The sequence below is a fragment of the Streptomyces sp. NPDC002935 genome, from assembly GCF_040611295.1.
Taxonomy (GTDB): domain Bacteria; phylum Actinomycetota; class Actinomycetes; order Streptomycetales; family Streptomycetaceae; genus Streptomyces.
The window spans coordinates 1-22,845 of the sequence record NZ_JBEXNW010000026.1 but is presented as its reverse complement, the minus strand read 5'-3'; the positions used below and the strand labels follow the sequence as shown (position 1 = coordinate 22,845).

The window sequence follows — 22,845 nt, the reverse complement described above, 5'->3', positions numbered from 1 at the left end:
CACTGCGCGCGCAAGCCCGCCGGGACTCCGGTTCGGGCGTTTCCAGAGCCTAGTTCACGCTCTGCGACGATCCGGGCGGAGCGCGGCGGAGACGTCCCCCGATCGGATCAGGCGATCGTAGGACCGGCGTCCTCGGACGGGCGTACGCGGCCCGTCCGAGGCGGGGCACAGGTGGGTCGGGGGGACGGCGAAGGCGGTCCGGAAGCGGGTCAGGCCTCGAAGGGGCGCGCGGGCCAGGGTGCCTCGGCCGGGCGCAGCGCGTCGAGTCCGTCGCCCTGCCGCGCCGCGACGAGCGAGAGGACGCCCACGACCAGGCAGTTGTTGTGCAGGTCGCCGGCGAGCACGCCGCGGACGAGGTCGTCGAGGGGGACGCGGGCCAGTTCCATGTCGGCCTCCTCGTCCTCGACCTCGAAGCGCTCGCCCTCCGCCGCGGCGAGGTCGCGGGCCAGGAAGATCCGGACGGCTTCGTCGCAGCCGCCGGGCGTGGTGTAGACGTCGGTCAGCACACGCCAGCTGTCCGCCTTGACGTGCGCCTCCTCGTAGAGCTCGCGCTGGGCGGCGTGCAGCGGGTTCTCACCGGGGATGTCGAGCAGACCCGCCGGGATCTCCCACAGCTTGTGGCGCACGGGGTGGCGGTACTGGCGCAGGACCAAGACACGGTCCTCGTCGTCGAGGGCGAGGACGGCCACGGAGCCCGGGTGGACCTGGTAGTCGCGGCGGACGACCGATCCGTCGGGCATGACCACGTCGTCGGTGCGCACCGAGGTCTTGTTGCCCTTGAAGGGGGTCTCGGTCGCCCGGACCTCCCACTCCTCGGGGGTGTCCTTGATCGTCATGGCCTGTCCTCCCACACGCGCAAAAAAGAAACCGGTCCGGTGACGGAACCGGGGCACGCGCCCGGCGGGAGAACCCGCGGACACGCACCCCGATCACCGTACAGCCCTGGTGTCACTTGCCCGTCTTGCGCTCCACAGCGGCCTTCACCAGGCCCGCGAAGAGCGGGTGCGGTCGGGTCGGGCGGGAGCGCAGCTCGGGGTGCGCCTGGGTCGCCACCAGGTACGGGTGGACGTCGCGCGGGTACTCGACGTACTCGACGAGCTTGCCGTCCGGGGAGGTGCCGGAGAACTGCAGACCGGCCTTCTTCTCCAGCTCGGCGCGGTAGGCGTTGTTCACCTCGTAGCGGTGACGGTGGCGCTCCTCGACGTACTCCTTGCCGTCGTACACCTCGCGCACGATCGAGCCGTCGGCGAGCTTGGCCGGGTACATGCCCAGGCGCATGGTGCCGCCCATGTCGCCCTCGCCCGCCACGATGTCGAGCTGCTCGGCCATCGTGGAGATGACCGGGTGGCCGGTGCCGGAGTCGAACTCGGTGGAGTTGGCGTCGGGGATGTCGGCCAGGTTCCGCGCGGCCTCGATCACGATGCACTGCAGGCCGAGGCACAGGCCGAGCAGCGGGATCTTGTTCTCGCGGGCGTACTGGATCGCGCCGACCTTGCCGGACACACCGCGGTCGCCGAAGCCGCCGGGGATACAGATCGCGTCGACGTCGCCGAGCTGCTTGGCCGCGCCCGCGGGGGTCTTGCAGTCGTCCGAGGTGACCCACTTGATCTTGACGCGGGCCTTGTTGGCGAAACCGCCGGCGCGCAGCGCCTCGGTGACCGAGAGGTAGGCGTCGGGCAGGTCGATGTACTTGCCCACGAGCGCCATGTTGATCTCGTGGACGGGGTTGTGGACGCGGTCGAGCAGGTCGTCCCAGGTCGTCCAGTCCACGTCGCGGAACGGCAGGTCCAGCTTGCGGACCACGTAGGCGTCCAGGCCCTCGGTGTGCAGGACCTTGGGGATGTCGTAGATCGACTTGGCGTCGATCGCGGCGACCACGGCGGCCTCGTCGACGTCGCACATCAGCGAGATCTTCCGCTTGATGGCGATGGGCACCTCGCGGTCGGCCCGCAGCACGATCGCGTCCGGCTGGATACCGATGTTGCGCAGTGCGGCGACCGAGTGCTGCGTCGGCTTGGTCTTCAGCTCGCCGGACGGGCCGATGTACGGGAGGAGCGAGATGTGCACGACGAACACGTTGTCGCGGCCGACCTCGTGACGGACCTGGCGGACCGTCTCCAGGAACGGCAGGGACTCGATGTCGCCGACCGTGCCGCCGACCTCGGTGATGACGACGTCGACGTCGTCGGCGGCCATGCGGCGGATGCGGTGCTTGATCTCGTTGGTGATGTGCGGGATGACCTGCACGGTGTCACCGAGGTACTCGCCGCGCCGCTCCTTGGCGATGACGGTGGAGTACACCTGGCCGGTGGTCACGTTGGCCGAGCCGTCCAGGTCCACGTCGAGGAAACGCTCGTAGTGACCGATGTCCAGGTCGGTCTCGGCGCCGTCGTTGGTGACGAACACCTCGCCGTGCTGGAACGGGTTCATGGTGCCGGGGTCGACGTTCAGGTACGGGTCGAGCTTCTGCATCGTGACCCGCAGACCGCGGGCCTTGAGCAGCGCGCCCAGGCTGGAGGCGGTCAGTCCCTTGCCGAGGGACGAGGCGACACCCCCGGTGACGAAGATGTGCTTGGTCGTCGTGGCTGTGCTGTTTCGAAAAGCACTGGGCGGCATGGCCAAGAGGGGGCTCCCGTGGTCGCGGTCTGGGGTGCGTGCCGGCGTGGGGCCCGGAGATTTCCGGGGGTGCCGTCGCTGCGGTTCGGGGGTTTCTTGCCCACCGGTCCACGGGCTACCAGGGTATCAGCGACAGGACGAGGCCGCTTCCGGCCACGCTCCGCGCACACCCGGGCACACACCTCGCACACCGCTCACTCGATCGGCTCAGCCGGGTTGCCCGGAGCGGCACGCGGATCTTCCACGTGCGTCGTATCCTGCTCGGACACTCGCTGCCGAGCCTGTCCGGCACACGGCACCATCCCCGTCCGTACCCCGGAACAAAGAGGGCTTGTCAGTTCGTTTCGAGACGAGATTCGTATCGCCCATCGCACCGACAACTGACGTTTCCAAGCGAGGCACGACCGACGTCCCCCACCATGACGTTCCGCAGTTACCGACTTTCCCACTGCAGATTTTTCCGCACTACCAACGTTCCCTTTGACCGCAAGAGCGACCGCCCCGCGAAGGGGCGACGTGGCCGTTCGACTGGAGATGCACGTGGCCGGGCGCATCGAGGACTACGCACTCATCGGAGACATGCAGACAGCCGCGCTGGTCTGCCGGGACGGCACAGTCGACTGGCTGTGCCTGCCCCGCTTCGACTCCCACGCCGTCTTCGCAGGACTGCTCGGCACGGAGGAACACGGATTCTGGCGGCTCGGACCCGCGCACGCCTCCGACGCCGAACCGCCCACGGCGGCGCGCCGCCGGTACCGCGGCGACTCGCTGATCCTCGAATCCGAGTGGGACACACCGCGCGGCACGGTCCGGGTGACCGATTTCATGCCCCCGCGTGACGGCGCGCCGCAGCTGATCCGGATCGTCGAGGGCGTCACGGGCCGGGTGCCGATGCGCTCCGCGCTGCGGATGCGTTTCTCCTACGGCCGCGTGGTGCCCTGGGTGCACCGGCACGAGGGGCGTACGGTCGCGGTCGCCGGACCGGACTCGGTCTGGTTCGACACGGACTGCGAGACGTACGGCAAGGATCTGACCACGTACGCCGACTTCACGGTGGCGCCGGGTGACCGGATCGCCTTCACGATCTCGTGGGAGCCCTCGCACAAGCAGCCGCCCGCGCTGCCCGAGCCGGAGCAGTCCCTGGAGGCGACCGCGGAGTTCTGGCGCGACTGGGTCGACCAGTGCACGTACCACGGCCCCTACCGCGAGGCCGTCGTCCGCTCCCTGATCACGCTGAAGGCCCTGACGTACGCGCCCACGGGCGGCATCGTCGCCGCGCCCACCACCTCCCTCCCGGAGGAGATCGGCGGCGTACGCAACTGGGACTACCGCTACACCTGGCTGCGCGACGCGGCCATCACCCTCTCCTCGCTGCTGCGCACCGGCTACCGCGAGGAGGCCCGCGCCTGGCGCGAGTGGCTGCTGCGCGCGGTGGCGGGCGACCCGGAGAACCTCCAGATCATGTACGGCATCGCGGGGGAACGGGAGTTGGGCGAGGCCGAGCTCGACTGGCTTCCCGGGTACGAGGGTTCGGCGCCCGTACGCGTCGGGAACGGCGCCGCGCACCAGCTCCAGCTCGATGTCTACGGCGAGGTCACCGAGGCCCTGCACCTGGCCCATATGACGGGCCTGTCGCGCAACGACTACGCCTCGCTGCTCCAGTTGAAGCTGATCCGCTACCTGGAGAGCCACTGGGACCAGCCGGACGAGGGAATCTGGGAGGTCCGGGGTCCGCGGAGGCACTTCGTGCACTCCAAGGTGATGGCCTGGGTCGCCGTCGACCGCACCATCAAGCTCATCGAGTCCGGGGACGCGGACGGCCCGCTGGAGAAGTGGCGCGAACTGCGCGACGACATCCACCGGGACGTGTGCGAGAAGGGCTACGACAAGGACCGGAACACGTTCACGCAGTCGTACGGCTCGAAGGAACTCGACGCCTCGCTGCTGCTCATCCCGCAGATGGGCTTCCTGCCGCCGGACGACAAGCGCGTGATCGGCACCATCGAGGCGATCCAGCGCGAGCTGTCCACCTCCGACGGCTTCATCCTGCGCTACCCGACCTCCGGCGAGAACGCGGGCGTGGACGGCCTGGAGGGCGACGAGGGCGCCTTCCTCGCCTGCTCGTTCTGGATGGCCGACGACCTGGCGATGATCGGCCGGGTCGACGAGGCCCGCAAGCTCTTCGAGCGCCTGCTGGCCCTGCGCAACGACCTCGGGCTGCTGGCCGAGGAATGGGACCCCCGTCTCCAGCGCCAGGTCGGGAACTTCCCGCAGGCCTTCAGCCACGTTCCGCTGATCGACACGGCCCTGCGGCTGACAGCGAGCGGGGCGTACGGCGGCTGAGCCCGTCCTGACCGGGCGCGCCGGGGCGGAACTCCCCGCCGCGCCCCATCCGCCGCGCCCGCCTAGCCTGGAAGAAGTCCTGTCCCCTCATGGAAGGGGGCGGCTGCCATGGCTCCCCTTTCGAAGGCGGGCGTGGCACTTGCCGCGCTCCGCGCCGATCTGTCCGGTGACGTGCTCACCCCCGGCGATCCGGGGTACGACGAAGCCCGGACGATCTTCAACGCGATGATCGACCGGCGGCCCGCCGTGATCGTGCTGTGCGAGGGCGAAGCCGACGTGACGCGTGCGGTGCGTTTCGCACGTGATCTGGATCTGCCGATCGCGGTACGCGGCGGCGGCCACAGCGTCTCGGGCATGTCGCTCAACGACGGCGGTCTGGTCATCGACCTCAGCCGGATGCACGCCGTCACGGTCCACCCCGGTTCCGAGACGGTACGGGTCGAGGGCGGAGCCCTCATGAGCCATCTCGACCGGGCCGCCCAGCCGTACGGCCTCGCGACCACCGGCGGCCGTGTCTCGACGACCGGCGTCGGCGGCTTCGTGCTCGGCGGCGGCAGCGGCTGGCTGGACCGGTCGCTCGGCCTCGCCGTGGACAATCTGCTCGGGGTCGAACTGGTGACCGCCGACGGTTCGCCGGTGCGGGCCACCGACCAGGAGAACCCGGAGCTGTTCTGGGCCCTGCACGGCGGCGGCGGGAACTTCGGCGTCGCCACCGCGCTGACCCTCAAGCTGCACCCGCTGCCCGAGTTCTCGATCGCCATGGTGATGTTCCAGCCGGACGCCGGCCCCGACGTGGTCCGCATCTACCGCGAGATCATCGAGAACGGACCGCCCGAGGCGAGCGGCGGCATCATCTATCTGACCGGCCCGCCCGAGGAGTTCATGCCGGAGCACCTGGTCGGCAAGCGCCTGTGCGGCGCCCTGGTCGCGTACGCGGGCGGCGAGGACGACATGCGCAAGGTCGCCCAGCCGCTGCTGGCCCTGCCGCACGAGGTCGAGATCGTCACCGCCCTGCCCTACCCCGACTTCCAGTGCATGCTCGACGACCCTCCCGGCATGCGGAACTACTGGTCGGCGGAGTACCTGACCGGCGCGCCCGACGAGTTCGTGGACGTATTCTGCGCCCTCGGCGACGCCATGCCGGTCCCCACGGGCAACCAGCACGTGCTGTTCCCGCAGGGTGGCGCGATCGCCGCCGGTCCTTCCCGGTTCCCGGTCCCGTACCGGAACGCGCCCTGGGCCGTGCACCCCTTCGGGATCTGGGAGGACCCGGCCGACGACGAACGGTGCGTCGAGTGGGTCCGGAAGGTCCGCGCCGATGTCCAGCCGTGGAGCACCGGCGCCGTCTATCTGAACTTCATCGGCAACGAGGGCGCGGACCGCGTGATCGCCGGCCTCGGCGCCGAGAACCTGAGGCGGCTGGCCGCGGTGAAGGAGGAGTACGACCCGGACAACGTCTTCCGCTTCAACCACAACATCACCCCGGCCCCGGCCGTCTGACCCACGGCGACCGCCCGATCGGGCCTCTCCGCACGGGTCCGGGCGCGGCACGGGATCGGGCCCGGGCCGCCCACGACGGCGTTCGTCATCGGCCGGAGATGCCTCCGGAACCCGTCCGCGGGTAGCGTCCGCTGCATGGACAGCCGTTACGACACCCAAGGCGCCGGAATCACCGTGCAGCGGGCCCTTGAGCTGCCCGGGCTGCGCAGCGGGCTGCCCGAGATCATCGCGGGGGCCGACCGGCTGCAGCGGACCGTGCGCTGGGTGCACGCGGGCGAGGTCCCGAACATCGCCTCGCTGCTCAAGGGCGGCGAGCTGCTGCTGACCACGGGATACGGCCTCGGCACCCGCCCGGCCGACCAGCGCGCCTTCGTCCGCACCCTCGCCGAGCGCGGTATCGCGGCGCTCGTCGTGGAGCTCGGACCGCGCTTCACCCGGCTGCCGGCCGCGCTCGTGGAGACGGCACGGTCCACCGGTCTGCCGCTGGTCCAGCTGCACCGCGAGGTGCCCTTCGTGACGGTCACGGAGGAGGTCCACACCGAGATCGTCAACGGCCACTACGCACTGCTCCAGCAGGCCGAGGAGGTGCACCGGCGCTGCACCGAGGCCCTCCTCGGCGGCGGCGGAGTCCCCCAGGTCCTGCGCATCCTCGCCGACTTCAGCGGCAACCCGGTCTTCCTGGAGACGGCCGACGGGCAGCTCCTGTACGCCGCCGGGGCCGGCTCCTCGGGCGCCGACCCGCTCCAGGTCTGGGAGGGACTGCGCGGCCAGCACAAGGAGGAGCCGCCCGCGGGGACCACCCTGGTGGACGTTCCCGGAGGCGGCCCGGGCACCGGTTCCGTACGGGCCCGCCTGGTTCTGCTGCCGGTCGGCGCCCCGGTCGCCCCGGTGCACCGGATCGCCGCCGAGCGGGCCGCCGGCATCCTGGCCGTCGTGCTGATGCAGGCCCGCCAGGAGGAGGAACTGGCCGCGCGCGGACGCGGCGACTTCCTGACCGACCTCGCCGAGGGCCGTATCGAGGCCGAGGACGCGCCCGCGCAGGCCCGGGTGCTCGGCTTCAAGCCCGGCGGCAGCCCGCTCCTGCCGGTCGTGATGCGACTCGCCGACGGTCTCGCCCCCGGCGGCGGCTGGGCGGTCCTGGCCCGCGCGGTCGCCGAGGAGCTGGCCTCGGTGGGTGTCCCGGTCCTGCTGGGCGTACGTCCCGTCGAGGGCCGTGTCCCGCTGCTGCTCGGCCTGCGCTCGGAGTCGGAACGGGCGGCCGTGGCGGACCGCGTCGCGGCGGCACTGCGCGCGGGTGTGGAGCGTGCGGGCATGCAGCGGCCCGGCGCGCAGCCGCCGGTGGTGGTGGTCGGGGTCGCGGGCGGCTGGGCGGCCGCGTCGGCGGGCCTGCGGCACGCGGCGGAGACGGCGACGGCGGCGCAGGGCCTGTCGGACCGCCCCTGGTACGACGCCCGCCGCCTGGACATCGACCTGTTGCTGTGGCGGCTGCGCGAGCACCCCGACCTGGCCGCCTTCGTGGAGCGCGCGATCGGCCCGCTCCGCGACCACGACAACCGCTCCAAACCGCCCCTGCTGCCCACCCTGCAGACGTACTTGGCGCACGCGGGCCGCAAGGCAGAGACCGCCCGCGAGCTGCATCTCAACCGGCAGACCCTCTACAACCGGCTCGCCAGGATCGGCGAGTTGCTGGGGACGGACCTGGACGACCCGCAGACGGTACTGGCGTTGAGCCTGGCACTGCGGGCGCGCAGGCATGTGACCTAGCGGGCGGCGCCCGGACCGCCCGGGTCCGCGCCACCGGGCACAACCCGAATCCGGCTGACCCGAACGACTCCCCGGGTCAGCCCAGCGGCCGGGTTTGCGTCAACTCGTCGTAGACGCTGAGCACTTGGGCGACCGTCTCGTCCTCCGTCGGCCAAGTGGCGGCCTGCCAGGCGCCCTTCTCCCGCAGGACCTCCTGGCGCGCCGGATCGGCGAGCAGGCGTACGACGGCGTCGGCGAGCGCCTTCGCGTTCCCGTAGGGGACGAGTTCGGCCGCGTCGCCGACCATTTCGGGGATGCCCCCGACCGCCGTGGCGACGAGCGGCACGCGCACGTGGAGTGCCTCCTGCGCCAGCACCGAACGCGACTCCCACTTGCTCGGCAGCAGCGCGAGGTCGGCGGCCGCGAGCAGTTCCGTGATGTCGTCGCGTCGGCCGATGAGCCGGACCGGCAGCCCCTCGTCCTCGATCCGGCGCTGGAGAACGGCGCGCAGCGGCCCCTCCCCCGCGATCACGAGCAGCGGCACGGGATCGAGGCGGCACCAGGCGCGGGCGGCGTCCAACAAGGTGTGGTAGCCGCGGTGCCGGTCGAGCGACCCGACCGCCATGAGCAACGGACGGTCGGTCGAACCGAGTTCGGCCCGCGCCTTGTGCCGGAACCGGTCGGGTTCCGCGGACTCGACGGGCGGGCGCGGCGCGGGAAGCGCGACCGCGGCGAGCCGCGCGTCACGTGCTCCCCTGCTGCGTGCCCGGTCCACCAGGTCGGACGAGTTACCGAGCACCACCGCGGCGGCTCGGGCGACCCTCCGCTCGAGGAGCCGCAGTACATGGGCCCGTGCGCCGTCGGCCTCCGAGCGGGTGTGCCAGGTGACGACGAGGGGAACGCGCCGCCCGCTGAGTGCCAGCGCCGCCCGCAGCGCCGCGTGCAGCCCGTGCGCGTGCACGAGATCGGCGTCCGCGCAGGCCGCCCGCAGCGCGGACACGGAGGCGGGGTCGCTGCTGCGGGGCACGGGAACGTGGTGCGCGCCCACCCCGGTGAACCCGTACACCCGATCCGCCTCGGTGGGAGCGCACACGGTGACCCGTACCCCCCGGGCGACCAGACCCGAGGCCAGCGACCGCACATGCGCGCTGCTGCCCGCGCTTCCGCCGCCGAGCACCTGCACGGTGCGCAGCGGCGACTGGCCGTGCGGTGAGTGGCTGCTCACGTGGCTCACGTGGCCGGGGCTCCTGGTTCGGCGTCGGACGGTCACGAAGGAACGTACGGAAGGATCGAGCGGAGGGGGTGTACCGCACGTCGTGCACCGCGTACTACGCCAAGGATGCCAGGCCGCCCGGGGGTTCCGGCACCGCCATCGCGACGAGGGCACGTCAGACGGGGCAACTCGGCGACGACGGTCACCCGCACGAGTGACGAATAGGCCATTCCGGGGAGGCCCGAAGCACAACAGGACGCACCCGGCACCCACGAACACCCCCGCATCGCGGGCCCCTCCGGCCCCAAAGAGGCGCCTCCGCATCACGAGCATCCTCGGCACCAAGGAGAGGCCCACGCATGACGAAACGCCTCAATGCGGCAGACGCACCCGCACATCGTGAGCCACCCCGGCGCCGGAGATGCACCCACACATCGCGAGGCGCACCCCGCACCACCCGGCGCACCCCGGCCACCCCACTCCCCGGCGCACGCCGCCCACCTCACACCCCGCCCCGCCCCAACCCCCTCGCCGCTTCGCTGACCTTCTCGCCGAGCAGCGTCGCGGGGACGGGCAACCCGGCCCGCGCGGGGACGGCCAACCCGGCCCGTCCGGGGGCGGGCAGGGCCGCTAGCCGTCGGAGCGGGCCGTCGCCAGGAGTTCCTCCGCGTGGGCCCGAGCCGTCTGCGAGTCCTCCTGGCCGGCGAGCATCCGGGACAGCTCGCGAATCCGCTCCTCGCCCTCCAGCACCTTCACACCGGACCGCGTCACCGACCCGTCGTTCGTCTTCTCGACCAGCAGCTGCCGGTCGGCGAAGGCGGCCACCTGCGGCAGATGCGTCACGACGACGACCTGCGCGGTCTTGGCGAGCCGCGCCAGCCGTCGTCCGATCTCGACGGCGGCCTTGCCGCCGACGCCGGCGTCGACCTCGTCGAAGAGATACGTCGGCACGGGGTCCACCCCCGCGAACACGACCTCCACCGCGAGCATCACCCGCGAGAGCTCACCGCCGGACGCACCCTTGGCGATGGGCCGCGGAGGCGCCCCGGGATGCGGGGCGAGCAGCAGCTCCACCTCGTCGACACCGGCCGGGCCGTAGGCCACCGTGCGTCCGCCGACCTCCACCCCCTCGGGGTCGTCGGCCTGCCGGATCTCGAAGGACACGCGCGCGTGCGGCATGGCGAGCGAGGCCAGTTCGGCGGTCACGGCGGCGGCGAAGCGCTCGGCCGCCTCCGTACGGGCGTCCGTCAACGCCTGGGCGAGTCCGCCCAGTTCGCCACGCAGCGCGTCCCGCTCCGCGGTCAGCTCGCCGAGCCGGTCGTCGTCGCCGTCGAGTTCGGTGAGTCGCGCGGCGCTCTGCTCGGCCCAGGCGAGCACGGTGTCGATGTCCTCGCCGTACTTCCGGGTCAGCTGGGTGAGTGCGGCCCGGCGCTCCTCGACAGCCGCCAGCCGCAGCGGATCGGCGTCGAGGTCGTCGGCGTAGCCCGCGAGTTCCCCCGCGACGTCGCCGAGCAGGATGGCGATCTCCCCGATCCGCCCGGACAGCACGGCAAGGGCCGAGTCGTGCGACCGTACGGCCTCCAGGGCCCGGTGAGCGCCCGCGACGAGCGTGGCCGCGTCGATGCCCTCCGGGTCCTCGGGGTTGCCCGCCAGCGCGGCGTGCGCGGCCGTGGCGGCCGATGCCAGCGCCTCCGCGTGACCGAGCCGCTCCGCCTCCGCCGCCAGTTCCACGTCCTCACCCGCGCGCGGCTCCACGGCCGCGATCTCGTCGAGTCCGAAGCGCAGCATGTCGGCTTCCTGGGCCCGTTCCCGCGCGCGCGTGGTGATCTCGTCCAGCTCGGCCGAGACGGCCCGCAGCCGGCGGTAGGCACCCGCGTACTTGGCGAGCGGCACGGCGACCGCGTCACCCGCGTACCGGTCCAGGGCCTGCCGCTGCCGGGACAGCTTGAGCAGCCCCTGCTGGTCGGTCTGGCCGTGCACCGCGACGAGCTCGTCGGCGAGTTCGGCGAGCACACCCACCGGCACCGAGCGCCCGCCCAGATGCGCCCGTGAGCGCCCCTCTGCCGAAACGGTACGGCTGATCAGCAACGCGCCGTCGTCGAGCTCGGCGCCGGCCTCCTCGGCCCGTACGACGGCCGTCCCGCCCGCGGGTACGGTGATCCGCCCCTCCACGACCGCGCTCTTGGCGCCGATCCGGACGAGGGCCGGGTCCGCGCGCCCGCCCAGCAGCAGCCCAAGGCTGGTGACCACCATCGTCTTGCCCGCACCGGTCTCACCGGTCACGGCGGTGAAGCCTGGTGACAGCTCGACGACCGCGTCGTCGATGACTCCGAGCGACCGTATCCGCATCTCCTCCAACACGCCCCCGACCATACGAGGTTTTCCCAGCCCCGTGCGACGCCGCCCCCCGCAAAGAGAACCGAGCGTTACCTTCCGGGGGTGATCTCGTTCGCCGATGCCTCCCGCGCGGGCGGGATCATCCGCTCGCCTCCGTGGTGGAGGAGCAGTCATGGAGGAGCCGTCGCGGCGGAGCAGGCCGGAGGAATGCCGGAGGAATGCCGGACGCGCCGGTCCCCGCCCGTGTGTCGGAGGGCGGCCCGGCACCCGGGCAGGACCCGAGTGCCGGGCTCGCTCCTAGTGCGGCGCCCCGCGCCACCCGGAGACCGGCAGCGCGAACTTGGCGACGAGCCGGTCGGTGAAGGACGCGTGGTGCAGCCGGGCCAGTCGCACGGGCACGGCCCCGCGCCGCACCTCGACCCGCGCGCCGGGCGGCAGCTCCACCGTCCGCCGCCCGTCGCACCACAGCACGCCCGGCGGAACGTGCGGCAGCACCTCCACGGCGAGTACCGAGTCCGGTGAGGTGACCAGCGGTTTGGCGAACAGGGCGTGCGCGCTGATCGGCACCATCAGCAGCGCCTCGACCTCGGGCCAGACCACGGGCCCGCCCGCGGAGAAGGCGTACGCCGTCGACCCGGTCGGGGTCGCGCAGACGATCCCGTCGCAGCCGAACCCGGTGACGGGCCGCCCGTCGATCTCCAGCACCACTTCGAGGAGCTTCTCGGCGGACATCTTCTGCACGGCCGCCTCGTTCAGCGCCCAGTCGGTGTGCACGATGTCGCCGTTGCGGTGCACGACGACATCGACCGTCATGCGCTCCTCGACCTCGTACGCCCGGGTGACGACCCGGTCGACGACCTTGTCCAGGTCGTCGCGCTCGGCCTCGGCGAGGAAGCCGACGCGTCCGAGGTTGACGCCGAGCATCGGCACGCCGGAGGCCCGGGCGAACTCGGCGCCGCGCAGCAGCGTCCCGTCACCGCCCAGGACGATGAGCAGCTCGCAGCCGTCGAGACACTGCGGAGTCGCCTCCTGGACCAGCTCCACCTCGTCCGGCAGCGGCAGATCGGCCGCCTCCGCCGCCAGGACCCGTACGCCGATCCCGGAACGCAGCAGCCCCTGGACGACCAGCTCGGCGCTGCGGATGGCTGCCGGCCGCCCGGTGTGGGCCAGCAGAAAAACAGTACGAGCTCGGGTCTGGGTCAACGCGGCCCCTCCGCCACTGCACGGTCAACGTCGGCCGGGTCGAGTTCGGGTGCCCCGGCCCGCAGCCAAAGAAAGTACTCGACATTGCCCGACGGTCCGGGCAACGGACTTGCGGTCACGCCCTTCACTCCGAGCCCCAGCTCTCGGGCTCGCCCCGCCACACCGCGCACGGCCTCGGCGCGCAGCTCCGGGCTGCGCACGACACCGCCGCTGCCCAGCCGGTCCTTCCCCACCTCGAACTGCGGCTTGACCATCATCACCAGGTCGGCATCCGGCGCCGCGCACCGCACAAGGGCGGGCAGCACCAGTCCGAGCGGGATGAAGGACAGATCCCCGACAACAAGGTCCACGGGCTCCCCATCGATCGCCTCCAACGTCAACTCGCGTACGTTCGTACGGTCCTTGACGGTGACGCGTTCATCGCTTTGGAGAGACCAGGCGAGTTGTCCGTAACCGACGTCCACGGCGACGACCCGGGCGACGCCCGCGCGCAGCAGAACGTCGGTGAAGCCTCCGGTGGACGCGCCGGCGTCCAGCGCCCGCCGCCCATCGATCTTCAGGCCCTCGGGCACGAAGACGGCGAGCGCGCCGGCGAGCTTGTGTCCGCCGCGCGAGACGTAGTCGGGGTCGCTGTCGTCCTTGCTGACCACGATCGCCGCGGCGGTCTCGACCTGCGTGGCGGGCTTGGTCGCGAGGGTCTTGCCCACGCTGACCCGGCCCGCGGCGATCAGTTGTCCGGCGTGCTCGCGCGAGCGGGCGAGCTTCCTTCGGACCAGCTCGGCGTCGAGGCGGCGGCGTGCCACTCCTGCCACGTTCGGTTCAGCTCCTGCGGTCGTACGGCCATGGACGGATGTGCCCCGAAGGGTCTCATTGAGGGGCGGAGCCCGGACGACCGGTGGGCGCCGGAACGCCCGGGCGGACGTCCAGCGCCGTGAGCGCGTCGCGCAGCCCCCGGTGCACATCCTCGTACACCTCGACGTGTCCGTCCGTGGCGAGGTGGTCGGCGTCGGCCAGCCGGTCGAGCCGGGCGTCGACGTTGCCCGAGGGGACGCGCGGGACGTTCAGCGGGGCCGGCGCGGCGGGGTCGTACGCGGGTTCCGGCACCGCTTCGGCGGGCGCGCCGGGCTCCGCCGCCGTGGCGGTCTGCGGGACCTCGTCCTCGGGCACTGAGTCGTTCATGCCCCGACGCTACCGCGAAGGGCTGCGGTACCGTCGATCACGATGGCGACGACTGAGGAGTGCCGTACCGCACTCGACAAGCTTTCGGACAACATGGCGAGCGCCGAAGGGGACGTACGCACCGCTGCGGCCCTGGACCGCTCACTGAGCTGCCGTATCACCGACCTGGACATCACCTTCGTGGGCCGTATGAAAGGCGGCCGGATCGAGGTCCTCGACACGCTCCAGGGCCCGCCCCCCGAGCGGGCCCAGATCCGTCTCACCATGAAGGGTGACGACCTGGTGTCGATGGTGAACGGCGAGCTGAACTTCGCGAAGGCCTGGGGCTCGGGCCGGGTGAAGCTGGAGGCGGGCCTGCGCGACCTGTTCCGGCTCAGGACCCTTCTGTAGCGGCCGCGGCCGCCGCTGCGCCCACCCTTGCCCTGCGTGCCGCGGGCACCACGAGCGGTGTCCCGGTCTCCGGGTCGTCGATGACCTGGCAGCGCAGCCCGAAGACCTCCTCCACCAGTCCGGCCGTGACGATGTCGTTCGGCGCTCCCTCGGCGATGACCTCGCCGCCGCGCAGGGCGATCAGGTGGGTGGCGTACCGGGCCGCGTGGTTCAGATCGTGCAGGACGGCGACCAGGGTGCGGCCCTGTGTCTCGTGAAGCTCGGCACACAGGTCGAGGACGTCGATCTGGTGCTGGATGTCGAGGTAGGTCGTCGGCTCGTCCAGGAGGAGCAGCGGGGTCTGCTGCGCGAGCGCCATCGCGATCCACACGCGCTGGCGCTGGCCACCCGACAATTCGTCGACATAGCGATCGGCGAGCTCGGCGACACCGGTCGAGGCCATCGACTCCTGGACCACCCGCTCGTCCTGAGCCGACCACTGGCGCAGCAGGCCCTGGTGCGGGTAGCGGCCCCGGCCGACCAGGTCGCCGACCGTGATCCCGTCCGGCGCGATCGACGACTGCGGGAGCAGCCCGAGGGTGCGCGCCACCTTCTTCGCGGGCATCGAGTGGATGACCTGTCCGTCGAGCAGCACCCGCCCCGCGGAGGGCTTCAGCATGCGCGAAAGGGCGCGCAATAGCGTGGACTTGCCGCAGGCGTTCGGGCCGACGATCACGGTGAAGGAGTTGTCGGGAATCTCCACCGACAGCTTCTCCGCGATGACGCGCTGGTCGTAGCCGAGGGTGACGTTGTCGGCGGACAGGCGGTTCACAGTGCTCCCTTGGATGTTCTCGCGCGCCTGGTCGTCCGCACGCGTCGCGTTCTTCGATCCGCTCACGGCCAGGCTCTCCGACCCGCTCACCGTCGGGTTCGCCGGGCCGTTCACAGCCGGGTTCGTCGGCCCACTCACATCCGGGTTCGCCGGGCCGCTCATATCCGGCCGGCCTTGCGCTCGGTGACCAGCAGCCACAGCAGATAGACGCCGCCGAGGACTCCGGTCACGACGCCGACGGGCAGCTGGTCGGCGCCGAAGGCCCGCTGCGAGGCCCAGTCCGCGACGACGAGCAGGGTCGCGCCCATGCACATCGACGGCACCAGGTTCGGTCCGGGCGACCGGGTGAGCCGCCGGGCCAGTTGCGGAGCGGTGAGCGCCACGAAGCCGACCGGTCCCGCGGCGGCCGTGGCGCCCGCGGTGAGCAGCACGGCGGCCACCATCAGCAGCAGCCGCGTCCGCTCGACGCTCACTCCGAGGGCGTACGACACGTCGTCGCCCATCTCCATCATCCGCAGCCCGCGCGCGTTGCCGAGGACGAGGGGGACGAGGACGGCGCACATGATGAGCAGCGGCCAGACCTGCGCCCAGTCACGGCCGTTGAGGGATCCGGTCATCCAGACGACGGCGCGGGCCGCGTCGACGATGTCGGCCTTGGTGAGGAGATAGCCGTTGACGGCCGTGACGATCGCGGAGACCCCGATCCCGACGAGGACCAGTCGATAGCCGTGCACTCCCCGCTTCCACGCGAGCAGATAGATGGCGAGCCCGGTCACGATTCCACCGACGAGTGCCCCGAGGGCGACCTCGGTCGCGCTGCCCGAGAACAGCACGATCATGATGAGCGCGCCGGCCGTGGAACCCTGTCCGAGCCCGAGTACGTCCGGGCTGCCCAGCGGATTGCGGGAGATGGACTGGAAGAGCGCTCCGCCCAGTCCGAGCGAGGCCCCCACCAGCAGCCCGACGAGAACGCGCGGCAGCCGCAGGTCGTTGACGATGAACTCCTGGCTCGCGCTGCCTTCGCCGGCCAGGGTCTTGAGCACGTCGCCGGCCGGGATCGGGAAGTCGCCGGTCCCGATGAGCACGACGCTCGCGACGGCCGCGGCCACCAGCAGCAGCACGACCACGGTGAACGTCCGGACGTCGAGACGGACGGACAGCCCGCCGCCCGTGCGGACGGCTCGGACGCGCCCGGTGGGAAGTGCCTGGCCACGTGCTGCGCGGCCGGTTCGGATCCGTGGGGTCGTCACAGCTGCGCCGTCCTCCGTCGCCGTACGAGAAAGATGAAGACCGGACCGCCCAGCACCGCGGTGACGATGCCGACCTGAAGCTCCGCCGGCCGGGCGACCATCCGCCCGAGAACATCGGCGCCGAGCAGCAGGACGGGCGACAGAACGGTCGCGTACGGCAGGATCCAGCGCAGGTCGGGCCCGGTGAAGGAGCGGACGACGTGCGGGACCATCAGCCCGACGAACACGATGGGTCCGCAGGCGGCGGTCGCGGCGCCGCACAGCACGGTCGCGGCGGCCATGGAGAGCGCTCGGGTGCGGTTCAGGTTGGCGCCGAGCGCGCGGGCGGTGTCGTCGCCCATGGCCACGGCGTTCAGCGGCCGGGCCAGGGCCAGCGCGAGAACGGTGCCGACGGCGAGGAAGGGCGCCACCTGTCCGATCGTCGAGTCGGTCGCCGAGGCGAGCGAACCGACCGTCCAGAAGCGCATCTTGCCGAGCGCCGCGTCATCCATGATCATCACGGCCTGCAGATAGCCGTACAGCGCGGCGCTGATGGCGGTTCCGGCCAGCGCGAGCCGTACCGGGGTCGCGCCCCGGCTGCCGCCCAGGAACCAGACCAGCGCTCCGACCGCGGCCGCCCCGACGAAGGCGAACCAGACGTAGCCGCTCAGTGAGGTGACACCGAAGTAGGTGATCGCCGTGACAACTGCGGCGGACGCGCCCGCGTTGATCCCGAGCAGACCGGGGTCGGCCAGCGGATTGCGGGTGAGCGCCTGGAGGACGGCACCGGACAGCCCGAGCGCGGCGCCGACCAGCAGCCCGAGCACGGTCCGGGAGATCCGGTCACCGACCACGACGTCGGAGTACGTCCCCGAGTCGTGGAACAGGCCGTGCCACACCTGGTCCAGCGGCAGCGCTTTCGCCCCGATCGCGATACTCGCCAACGCGACCAGGAGCAGGACACCCACGGACACGAGGAGCCCAAGGCTCCGTATCGCCCTGCGGGTTGAGGGCGCGGGGGCGGTTTCCGCGCGCTGTTCAGGAGGACTCTCGACCAACACGAGGTTAGGTTAGCCTACCCTCGCATTGCCTATCGATCCGCCTGCGCACCCGGTCCGCCACCGCCGCCCAGGTCAGCCCCTGCATCCGGCCGACTGCACCGGCGCTGGTGCTGGTGCTGGTGCTGGCACCTAAAGTCCCAGCCGCGCCAGCGCCTTGCCCCCGTCCAGGTCGCAGCTGCCCTCTCCCGCGGCGGTCCACGCCGCCGCGCACAGGGCCCGCAGACCGTCGAGGGCCTCGCCGTCGCCCGCCAATTCGAGTTCCTCACTCCCCGCCGTCGCCGTAAAGCCGCCACAGCGGAACCCGTCGCCCGCCTCGACGACCTCGGGCTGCCCGGTGAGCATCCCGCGCAGATCGGCGTCGACATACGTCGGCCGGTGCTGCGGCGGCGCGGCGAGAAGCTGCGCGCCGTCCGTCACGCCGGTGAGGACGAGCAGCGAGTCCACCTCTCCGTTGAACGCGCCCTCGATGTCCGTGTCCAGCCGGTCACCGACCACCAGCGGCCGCTCGGCCCCGGTGCGCAGGATCGTCTCGCGGTGCATCGGGGGCAACGGCTTGCCCGCCACCTGCGGCTCGGCGCCCGTGGCGATGCGCACGACCTCCACCGCCGCGCCGTTCCCCGGCGCGATCCCGCGCGCGCCCGGAATCGTCAGATCGGTGTTGGAGGCGAACCAGGGCACCCCGCGCGCGATGGCGTAACACGCCTCCGCGAAGCGCGACCAGGTCAGATCGGGACCGCCGTACCCCTGCACGACTGCGACGGGCTCGTCGTCCGCCGAGTCGACCGGCTCCAGCCCGCGCTCGCGGAGCGCGACCCGCAGCCCGTCACCGCCAATGACCAGCACCCGCGACCCCGCGGGCACCTGCTCGCTGATGAGCCGGGCCACGGCCTGCGCCGAGGTGATGACGTCCGAGGCCACCGTCGGTATGCCCAGCTCCGTGAGGTGCTCGGCGACCGCGTCCGGGGTGCGCAGCGCGTTGTTGGTGACGTACGCGAGGTGCATTCCGCCCGCGCGCGCCGTCCCGAGGGAATCCACGGCGTACGCGATGGCGTTACCCCCCGCGTACACCACCCCGTCCAGATCCAGCAGGGCGGTGTCATACGCCTCGCTCAGGGCCTGGCCACTGCCTTCGGGCCGCGTCCTGACGGTCTGGCTCATTGCACATCGCTCCTCGTTCGATCCCTTTCCCCCGATCATCGCTCATGCCACTGACACACTTACGATGCCTCAATGAACTATGCAGGTCCCGAGGAGGAAACACCGGCAGGGAGCGGCCTCGAACTCACCCCGTTCCGAGGCCTGCGCTACGACCCCGACCGGGTCGGCAGCCTGGCCGCCGTGACATCCCCGCCGTATGACGTCATCGTGCGGCCCGACGGACTGCTCGAACTCGAATCGGCCGACCCCCACAACATCGTCCGGCTGATCCTCCCGCAGGACGGCACGCCCGCGGCCCGCAACCAGCAGGCCGCCGACACGCTGCGCGACTGGCTGTCCGAGGGCGTCCTGACCACCGATCCCGAGCCGGGCCTGTACGTGTACGAGCAGCGCGACGGGGATCTGTTGCAACGGGGTGTGATCGGCAACCTGCGCCTGTCAGAGCCGGCCGACGGCGTCGTCCTCCCGCACGAGGACGTGATGCCGCACGTCATCGCGGACCGAGCGGCTCTGATGCGCGCCACGTCCGCCAACCTCGAACCCCTGCTGCTGACCTATCGCGGCAACGGTTCCGGGTTCGGTGCCGCCGCCGTCATCGAACGCACCGCGCTCCGGCCGCCGCTGCTGTCCACCACCACGGAGGACGGCATCACCCACCGTCTGTGGGCGGTCACGGACCCGGCGGAGCTCTCCGAGATCCGGACAGATCTCGGCCGGCACCAGGCCCTGATCGCCGACGGCCATCATCGCTGGGCGACGTATCTTCGTCTACGCGCGGAGCACCCCTCGCCGAGCCCCTGGGACTACGGTCTGGTCCTCCTGGTGGACACCGGCCGCTACCCGCTGCGCGTCCGGGCCATCCACCGCCTGCTGCACCGCCTGCCGGTCGCCGAGGCGCTGGCCGCCCTCGGGGACTCGTTCCGCGTACGCCACCTCGACGTACCCCTCGCCGAAGCGCTGGAGGCGCTCTCCGCGGCGGCCGCCGAGGGAAACGCCTTCCTCCTCGCCGGCGACGGCACGTTCCACCTCGTCGACCGCCCGTCGCCGGACCTCCTGGCCCGTACGATCCCGGCCGACCACCCGGAGGCCTGGCGCACCCTGGACGCCACGGTCCTGCACGCCGCCCTCCTCGACCATGTGTGGGGCATCCCGGAGGACTCCCCCGCTCACATCGCGTACATCCACGACACGGTCGCCACGGTCGAGAAGGCGGAGCACGACGGTGGTACGGCCGTCCTGATGCACCCGGTCCGCGAGGAGGTCGTACGCGATCTCGCCCGCCAGGGTGTCACCATGCCGCGCAAGTCGACGTCCTTCGGCCCGAAGCCGGCGTCGGGCCTGGTCCTGCGGGCGCTCACGCCCGAAGGGCCACGGGCCGCGGGCTGCTGAAACGCCACGTGGGCGGCGGCACACCTTCCGGTGTCCCGCCGCCCACGTGTTGTGTTCCGCCGCGCTACCCGGCGTCAGCTCTGAGGCCGCTGAGGAGCGTCGTCCTCGCTGTCGTCCTGACCGTCGAGTTCGACGTCTTCGTCATCGTCGTCGTCATCGGCCTCGTCTTCGAGGTCGTCGACGTCGTCCGTGACCGTGACCGTGGTCACGGACTCGATCTCGTCGTCCTCGTCATCCTCGTCGTCCTCGTCATCCACGACGTCGTCCTCGGCCAGGACCTCCGTCGCGGCCTCGGAAACGGTCATCTGTCCGCTGTCGTCCGCGTCCTCGACGAGCGCGTCGACGAACTCGACGCCGTCGATCTCGGCGAGCCGGTCGGAGGCGTCCGTGCTGCCGTCCTTGTCGGACTCGACGGCCTTGGCGAACCACTCGCGTGCCTCGCCCTCACGCCCGGCGGCGAGGAGCGCGTCTGCGTAGGCGTACCGCAGTCGCGCGGTCCAGGGCTGGACGGAGTTCGAGGCGAGCTCCGGGCTCTGGAGGGTGACGATGGCGGCTTCCAGCTGATCCATGTCGCGCCGGGCACCGGCGGCCACGAGCCGCATCTCGACCTGGCTGGCCTTGTCCAGCTTCTGCACCTCGGGCGCCCCGGCCATCTCCAGCGCCTTCTCGGGCCGGCCGAGACCCCGCTCGCAGTCCGCCATGACGGGCCACAGCTCCACGCTGCCGGTCATCCGACGCGCGGCGCGGAACTCGGCGAGCGCCTCACTGAACTTCTGGTTCGCGTACGCGGCGAACCCGGCCGCCTCACGCACGGCGGCGACACGCGACGCCAGTCGCAGGGCGATCCTCGAGTACTCGTAGGCGCCTTCGGGGTCCTCGTCGATGAGCCGGGCGACCATCACCAGGTTGCGGGAGACGTCCTCGGCCAGGCCCTTGGGCAGGCTCTGGAGCTCCTGTCGTACGTCCTTGTCGATCTCCTCGCCCGTGACCTCGTCCGGGATCGGCAGCCGCTTGATCGGCTCACGGTCCCGGTCCCGCTCGTCGCGGAAACCGCCGCCACCGCGCCGGTCGTCGCGGCCACGGAAGCCACCGGGGCGCTCGCCCCTGTCGTCACGGCGCGGCCCACCACGGCCACGGTCGTCGCGTCCGCGGTCGTCACGGCCACGGAAGCCACCACCCCGGCTGTCGTCACGACGGAACCCGCCACGGTCGTCATCGCGGCGCGGGCTGCTGGGCCGCTCGTCACGACGGAACCCACCGCGGTCGTCATCGCGGCGCGGGCTGCTGGGCCGCTCGTCACGACGGTCGTCACGGCGGAACCCACCGCGATCGTCATCACGGCGCGGGCTGCTGGGCCGCTCGTCACGACGGAACCCGCCACGGTCGTCGTCACGGCGCGGGCTGCTGGGCCGCTCGTCACGACGGTCGTCGCGACGGAACCCACCGCGATCGTCATCGCGACGCGGGCTGCTGGGCCGCTCGTCACGACGGTCGTCACGGCGGAACCCACCGCGATCGTCATCACGGCGCGGGCTGCTGGGCCGCTCGTCACGGCGGAAGTCGCCGCCACCACGGTTGTCATCGCGACGGAACCCACCGCCGCTACCACCACGGTCGTCGCGGCGGAACCCGCCACGGTCGTCATCGCGGCGCGGGCTGCTGGGTCGCTCGTCACGACGGAAGGGCGGACGGTCCCCATCACGACGCGGACCACGGTCGTCGCGACGGAAGTCGCTACGGTCGTCGCGGCGGAAGCCGCCGCCACTGGCACCGCCACGGTTGTCGTCACGGCGGAAGCCGCCACCACTACCGCCACCACGGTTGTCGTCACGACGGAACCCACCGCCGCCACTGCCACTGCCACTGCCGCCACGGTCGTCACGGCGGAAGCCGCCACCACCACCGCCACCACGGTTGTCATCGCGACGGAACCCACCGCCACCACCGCTGCTGCCACCACGGTCGTCACGGCGGAAGCCGCCACCACTGCCGCCACGGTTGTCGTCACGGCGGAAGCCGCCACCACTACCGCCACGGTTGTCATCGCGACGGAACCCACCGCCGCCACCGCTGCTGCCACCACGGTCGTCGCGACGGAAACTACCGCGATCGTCGTCACGGCGCGGGCTGCTGGGGCGATCGTCACGGTTGAAGGCAGGACGGTCCCCGTCGCGACGGGGGCCGCTCGCACGGTCGTCACGACGCGGACCACTCGGACGGTCGTCACGACGGAACGGCGGTCGGCCACCGCCGGCGCCGCCACCGCGGTTGTCATCACGTCGGTTGTCGTCACGGCGGAAGCCGCCGCGGTCACCGCCGCGGCTGTCGTCACGCCGGCCGGAGCCGCCGCGGTCATTGTCACGGCGCGGGCCCCCGCGGCTGTCACCGCGGTCACCACTGTCACGACGGCGCTGGTCGCGCTCCGGTCGCTCGTCGGGAGAGTTGGTGGACATGGTGACTCCTGTCATCGGTACCGCAAGTCATTCTCGCGCAGCCGGGTACTCGGCGCGCTTCGGAAAAAACAAAAAAGGACCCCTGGTCCCAGCGAGTCGCTGGGACCAGGGGTCCTCCAAAGATTGTTCGGCGGCGTCCTACTCTCCCACAGGGTCCCCCCTGCAGTACCATCGGCGCTGTGAGGCTTAGCTTCCGGGTTCGGAATGTAACCGGGCGTTT

General features: G+C 71.8%; 17 protein-coding genes, 1 rRNA gene and 1 pseudogene. 5 read left to right on the top strand and 14 right to left on the bottom strand.

Features of this window, described 5'->3' with window-relative positions; all coding sequences use genetic code 11:
• Positions 1 to 209: 209 nt before the first annotated feature.
• Both ABZX90_RS29640 and ABZX90_RS29635 read right to left on the bottom strand, forming a co-directional pair.
• Positions 210 to 836 carry an NUDIX hydrolase gene (locus tag ABZX90_RS29640; protein ID WP_351133263.1) on the bottom strand — a complete coding sequence of 209 codons (627 nt, stop codon included), beginning with the start codon at positions 834 to 836 and terminating at the stop codon, positions 210 to 212.
• A gap of 112 nt (positions 837 to 948) precedes the next feature.
• Positions 949 to 2,616: a CTP synthase gene (locus tag ABZX90_RS29635; protein ID WP_351133261.1), complete on the bottom strand. Its 1,668-nt coding sequence runs from the start codon at positions 2,614 to 2,616 to the stop codon at positions 949 to 951.
• Between the two features lie 540 nt (positions 2,617 to 3,156).
• Here ABZX90_RS29635 and ABZX90_RS29630 point away from each other — a divergent pair.
• The 3 genes from ABZX90_RS29630 (at position 3,157) to ABZX90_RS29620 (ending at position 8,223) form a co-directional block, all read left to right on the top strand.
• Positions 3,157 to 4,959, top strand: coding sequence for a glycoside hydrolase family 15 protein (locus ABZX90_RS29630; RefSeq protein WP_351133310.1), 1,803 nt, complete (start codon positions 3,157 to 3,159; stop codon positions 4,957 to 4,959).
• A gap of 108 nt (positions 4,960 to 5,067) precedes the next feature.
• Positions 5,068 to 6,459: an FAD-binding oxidoreductase gene (locus tag ABZX90_RS29625; protein WP_351133259.1), complete on the top strand. Its 1,392-nt coding sequence runs from the start codon at positions 5,068 to 5,070 to the stop codon at positions 6,457 to 6,459.
• Positions 6,460 to 6,594: 135 nt separating this feature from the next.
• Positions 6,595 to 8,223, top strand: coding sequence for a PucR family transcriptional regulator (locus ABZX90_RS29620; RefSeq protein WP_351133257.1), 1,629 nt, complete (start codon positions 6,595 to 6,597; stop codon positions 8,221 to 8,223).
• Between the two features lie 76 nt (positions 8,224 to 8,299).
• Here the strand turns inward: ABZX90_RS29620 and ABZX90_RS29615 are convergent, their stop codons facing one another.
• The 5 genes from ABZX90_RS29615 to ABZX90_RS29595 form a co-directional block, all read right to left on the bottom strand.
• Entirely contained in the window at positions 8,300 to 9,436 is a 1,137-nt protein-coding gene (locus ABZX90_RS29615) for a glycosyltransferase family 4 protein (protein ID WP_355209777.1), read from the bottom strand.
• Between the two features lie 609 nt (positions 9,437 to 10,045).
• Positions 10,046 to 11,788, bottom strand: coding sequence for a DNA repair protein RecN (recN, locus tag ABZX90_RS29610; RefSeq protein ID WP_355209774.1), 1,743 nt, complete (start codon positions 11,786 to 11,788; stop codon positions 10,046 to 10,048).
• Positions 11,789 to 12,049: 261 nt separating this feature from the next.
• Positions 12,050 to 12,955, bottom strand: a complete 906-nt coding sequence (locus ABZX90_RS29605) for an NAD kinase (RefSeq protein ID WP_351133251.1) — start codon at positions 12,953 to 12,955, stop codon at positions 12,050 to 12,052.
• Positions 12,952 to 13,767 carry a TlyA family RNA methyltransferase gene (locus ABZX90_RS29600; RefSeq protein ID WP_351133249.1) on the bottom strand — a complete coding sequence of 272 codons (816 nt, stop codon included), beginning with the start codon at positions 13,765 to 13,767 and terminating at the stop codon, positions 12,952 to 12,954. The genes ABZX90_RS29605 and ABZX90_RS29600 overlap by 4 nt, the downstream gene beginning before the upstream one ends.
• A 55-nt stretch (positions 13,768 to 13,822) precedes the next feature.
• Positions 13,823 to 14,134: a hypothetical protein gene (locus ABZX90_RS29595; RefSeq protein ID WP_355209770.1), complete on the bottom strand. Its 312-nt coding sequence runs from the start codon at positions 14,132 to 14,134 to the stop codon at positions 13,823 to 13,825.
• 42 nt (positions 14,135 to 14,176) lie between these two features.
• On the opposite strand from ABZX90_RS29595, the gene ABZX90_RS29590 reads away from it, so the two are divergent.
• A complete protein-coding gene (locus ABZX90_RS29590; protein ID WP_351133245.1) occupies positions 14,177 to 14,524 on the top strand; it encodes an SCP2 sterol-binding domain-containing protein in 348 nt (115 codons plus the stop codon).
• On the opposite strand, the gene ABZX90_RS29585 is transcribed toward ABZX90_RS29590, so the two are convergent.
• From ABZX90_RS29585 to ABZX90_RS29570, 4 genes are all read right to left on the bottom strand, one after another.
• Entirely contained in the window at positions 14,508 to 15,497 is a 990-nt protein-coding gene (locus ABZX90_RS29585; protein WP_355209767.1) for an ABC transporter ATP-binding protein, read from the bottom strand. The genes ABZX90_RS29590 and ABZX90_RS29585 overlap by 17 nt on opposite strands.
• Positions 15,494 to 16,570 (bottom strand): iron chelate uptake ABC transporter family permease subunit, encoded by a 1,077-nt coding sequence (locus tag ABZX90_RS29580; protein ID WP_355209958.1) that lies wholly within the window; start codon positions 16,568 to 16,570, stop codon positions 15,494 to 15,496. Before ABZX90_RS29580 ends, ABZX90_RS29585 begins: the two co-directional genes overlap by 4 nt.
• Positions 16,571 to 16,581: 11 nt before the next feature.
• Entirely contained in the window at positions 16,582 to 17,625 is a 1,044-nt protein-coding gene (locus ABZX90_RS29575) for an iron chelate uptake ABC transporter family permease subunit (protein ID WP_351133241.1), read from the bottom strand.
• A 129-nt stretch (positions 17,626 to 17,754) separates the two neighbouring features.
• Positions 17,755 to 18,783 carry an HAD hydrolase-like protein gene (locus ABZX90_RS29570; RefSeq protein ID WP_355209763.1) on the bottom strand — a complete coding sequence of 343 codons (1,029 nt, stop codon included), beginning with the start codon at positions 18,781 to 18,783 and terminating at the stop codon, positions 17,755 to 17,757.
• Positions 18,784 to 18,855: 72 nt separating this feature from the next.
• Here ABZX90_RS29570 and ABZX90_RS29565 point away from each other — a divergent pair, with 72 nt between their 5' ends.
• Positions 18,856 to 20,172, top strand: a complete 1,317-nt coding sequence (locus tag ABZX90_RS29565; RefSeq protein WP_355209760.1) for a DUF1015 domain-containing protein — start codon at positions 18,856 to 18,858, stop codon at positions 20,170 to 20,172.
• A gap of 74 nt (positions 20,173 to 20,246) precedes the next feature.
• On the opposite strand, the gene ABZX90_RS29560 is transcribed toward ABZX90_RS29565, so the two are convergent.
• The 3 genes and pseudogenes from ABZX90_RS29560 to rrf all read right to left on the bottom strand — a co-directional run.
• Complete coding sequence (locus ABZX90_RS29560) at positions 20,247 to 21,188, bottom strand: hypothetical protein (RefSeq protein WP_355209955.1); 942 nt, start codon at positions 21,186 to 21,188, stop codon at positions 20,247 to 20,249.
• 36 nt (positions 21,189 to 21,224) lie between these two features.
• A pseudogene (locus ABZX90_RS29555) lies at positions 21,225 to 22,598 on the bottom strand (hypothetical protein); the annotation flags it as partial.
• Positions 22,599 to 22,750: 152 nt separating this feature from the next.
• A 5S ribosomal RNA gene (gene rrf, locus ABZX90_RS29550) occupies positions 22,751 to 22,845 on the bottom strand; the annotation flags it as partial.

Excerpts from the sequence above, each read along its gene's own strand:
- ABZX90_RS29640 (WP_351133263.1), bottom strand. The coding sequence starts at position 836 with ATGACGATCAAGGACACCCCCGAGGAGTGGGAGGTCCGGGCGACCGAG.
- ABZX90_RS29635 (WP_351133261.1), bottom strand. The coding sequence starts at position 2,616 with ATGCCGCCCAGTGCTTTTCGAAACAGCACAGCCACGACGACCAAGCAC.
- ABZX90_RS29625 (WP_351133259.1), top strand. The coding sequence starts at position 5,068 with ATGGCTCCCCTTTCGAAGGCGGGCGTGGCACTTGCCGCGCTCCGCGCC.
- ABZX90_RS29620 (WP_351133257.1), top strand. The coding sequence starts at position 6,595 with ATGGACAGCCGTTACGACACCCAAGGCGCCGGAATCACCGTGCAGCGG.
- recN (WP_355209774.1), bottom strand. The coding sequence starts at position 11,788 with ATGGTCGGGGGCGTGTTGGAGGAGATGCGGATACGGTCGCTCGGAGTC.
- ABZX90_RS29595 (WP_355209770.1), bottom strand. The coding sequence starts at position 14,134 with ATGAACGACTCAGTGCCCGAGGACGAGGTCCCGCAGACCGCCACGGCG.
- ABZX90_RS29590 (WP_351133245.1), top strand. The coding sequence starts at position 14,177 with ATGGCGACGACTGAGGAGTGCCGTACCGCACTCGACAAGCTTTCGGAC.
- ABZX90_RS29585 (WP_355209767.1), bottom strand. The coding sequence starts at position 15,497 with ATGAGCGGCCCGGCGAACCCGGATGTGAGTGGGCCGACGAACCCGGCT.
- ABZX90_RS29570 (WP_355209763.1), bottom strand. The coding sequence starts at position 18,783 with ATGAGCCAGACCGTCAGGACGCGGCCCGAAGGCAGTGGCCAGGCCCTG.
- ABZX90_RS29565 (WP_355209760.1), top strand. The coding sequence starts at position 18,856 with ATGAACTATGCAGGTCCCGAGGAGGAAACACCGGCAGGGAGCGGCCTC.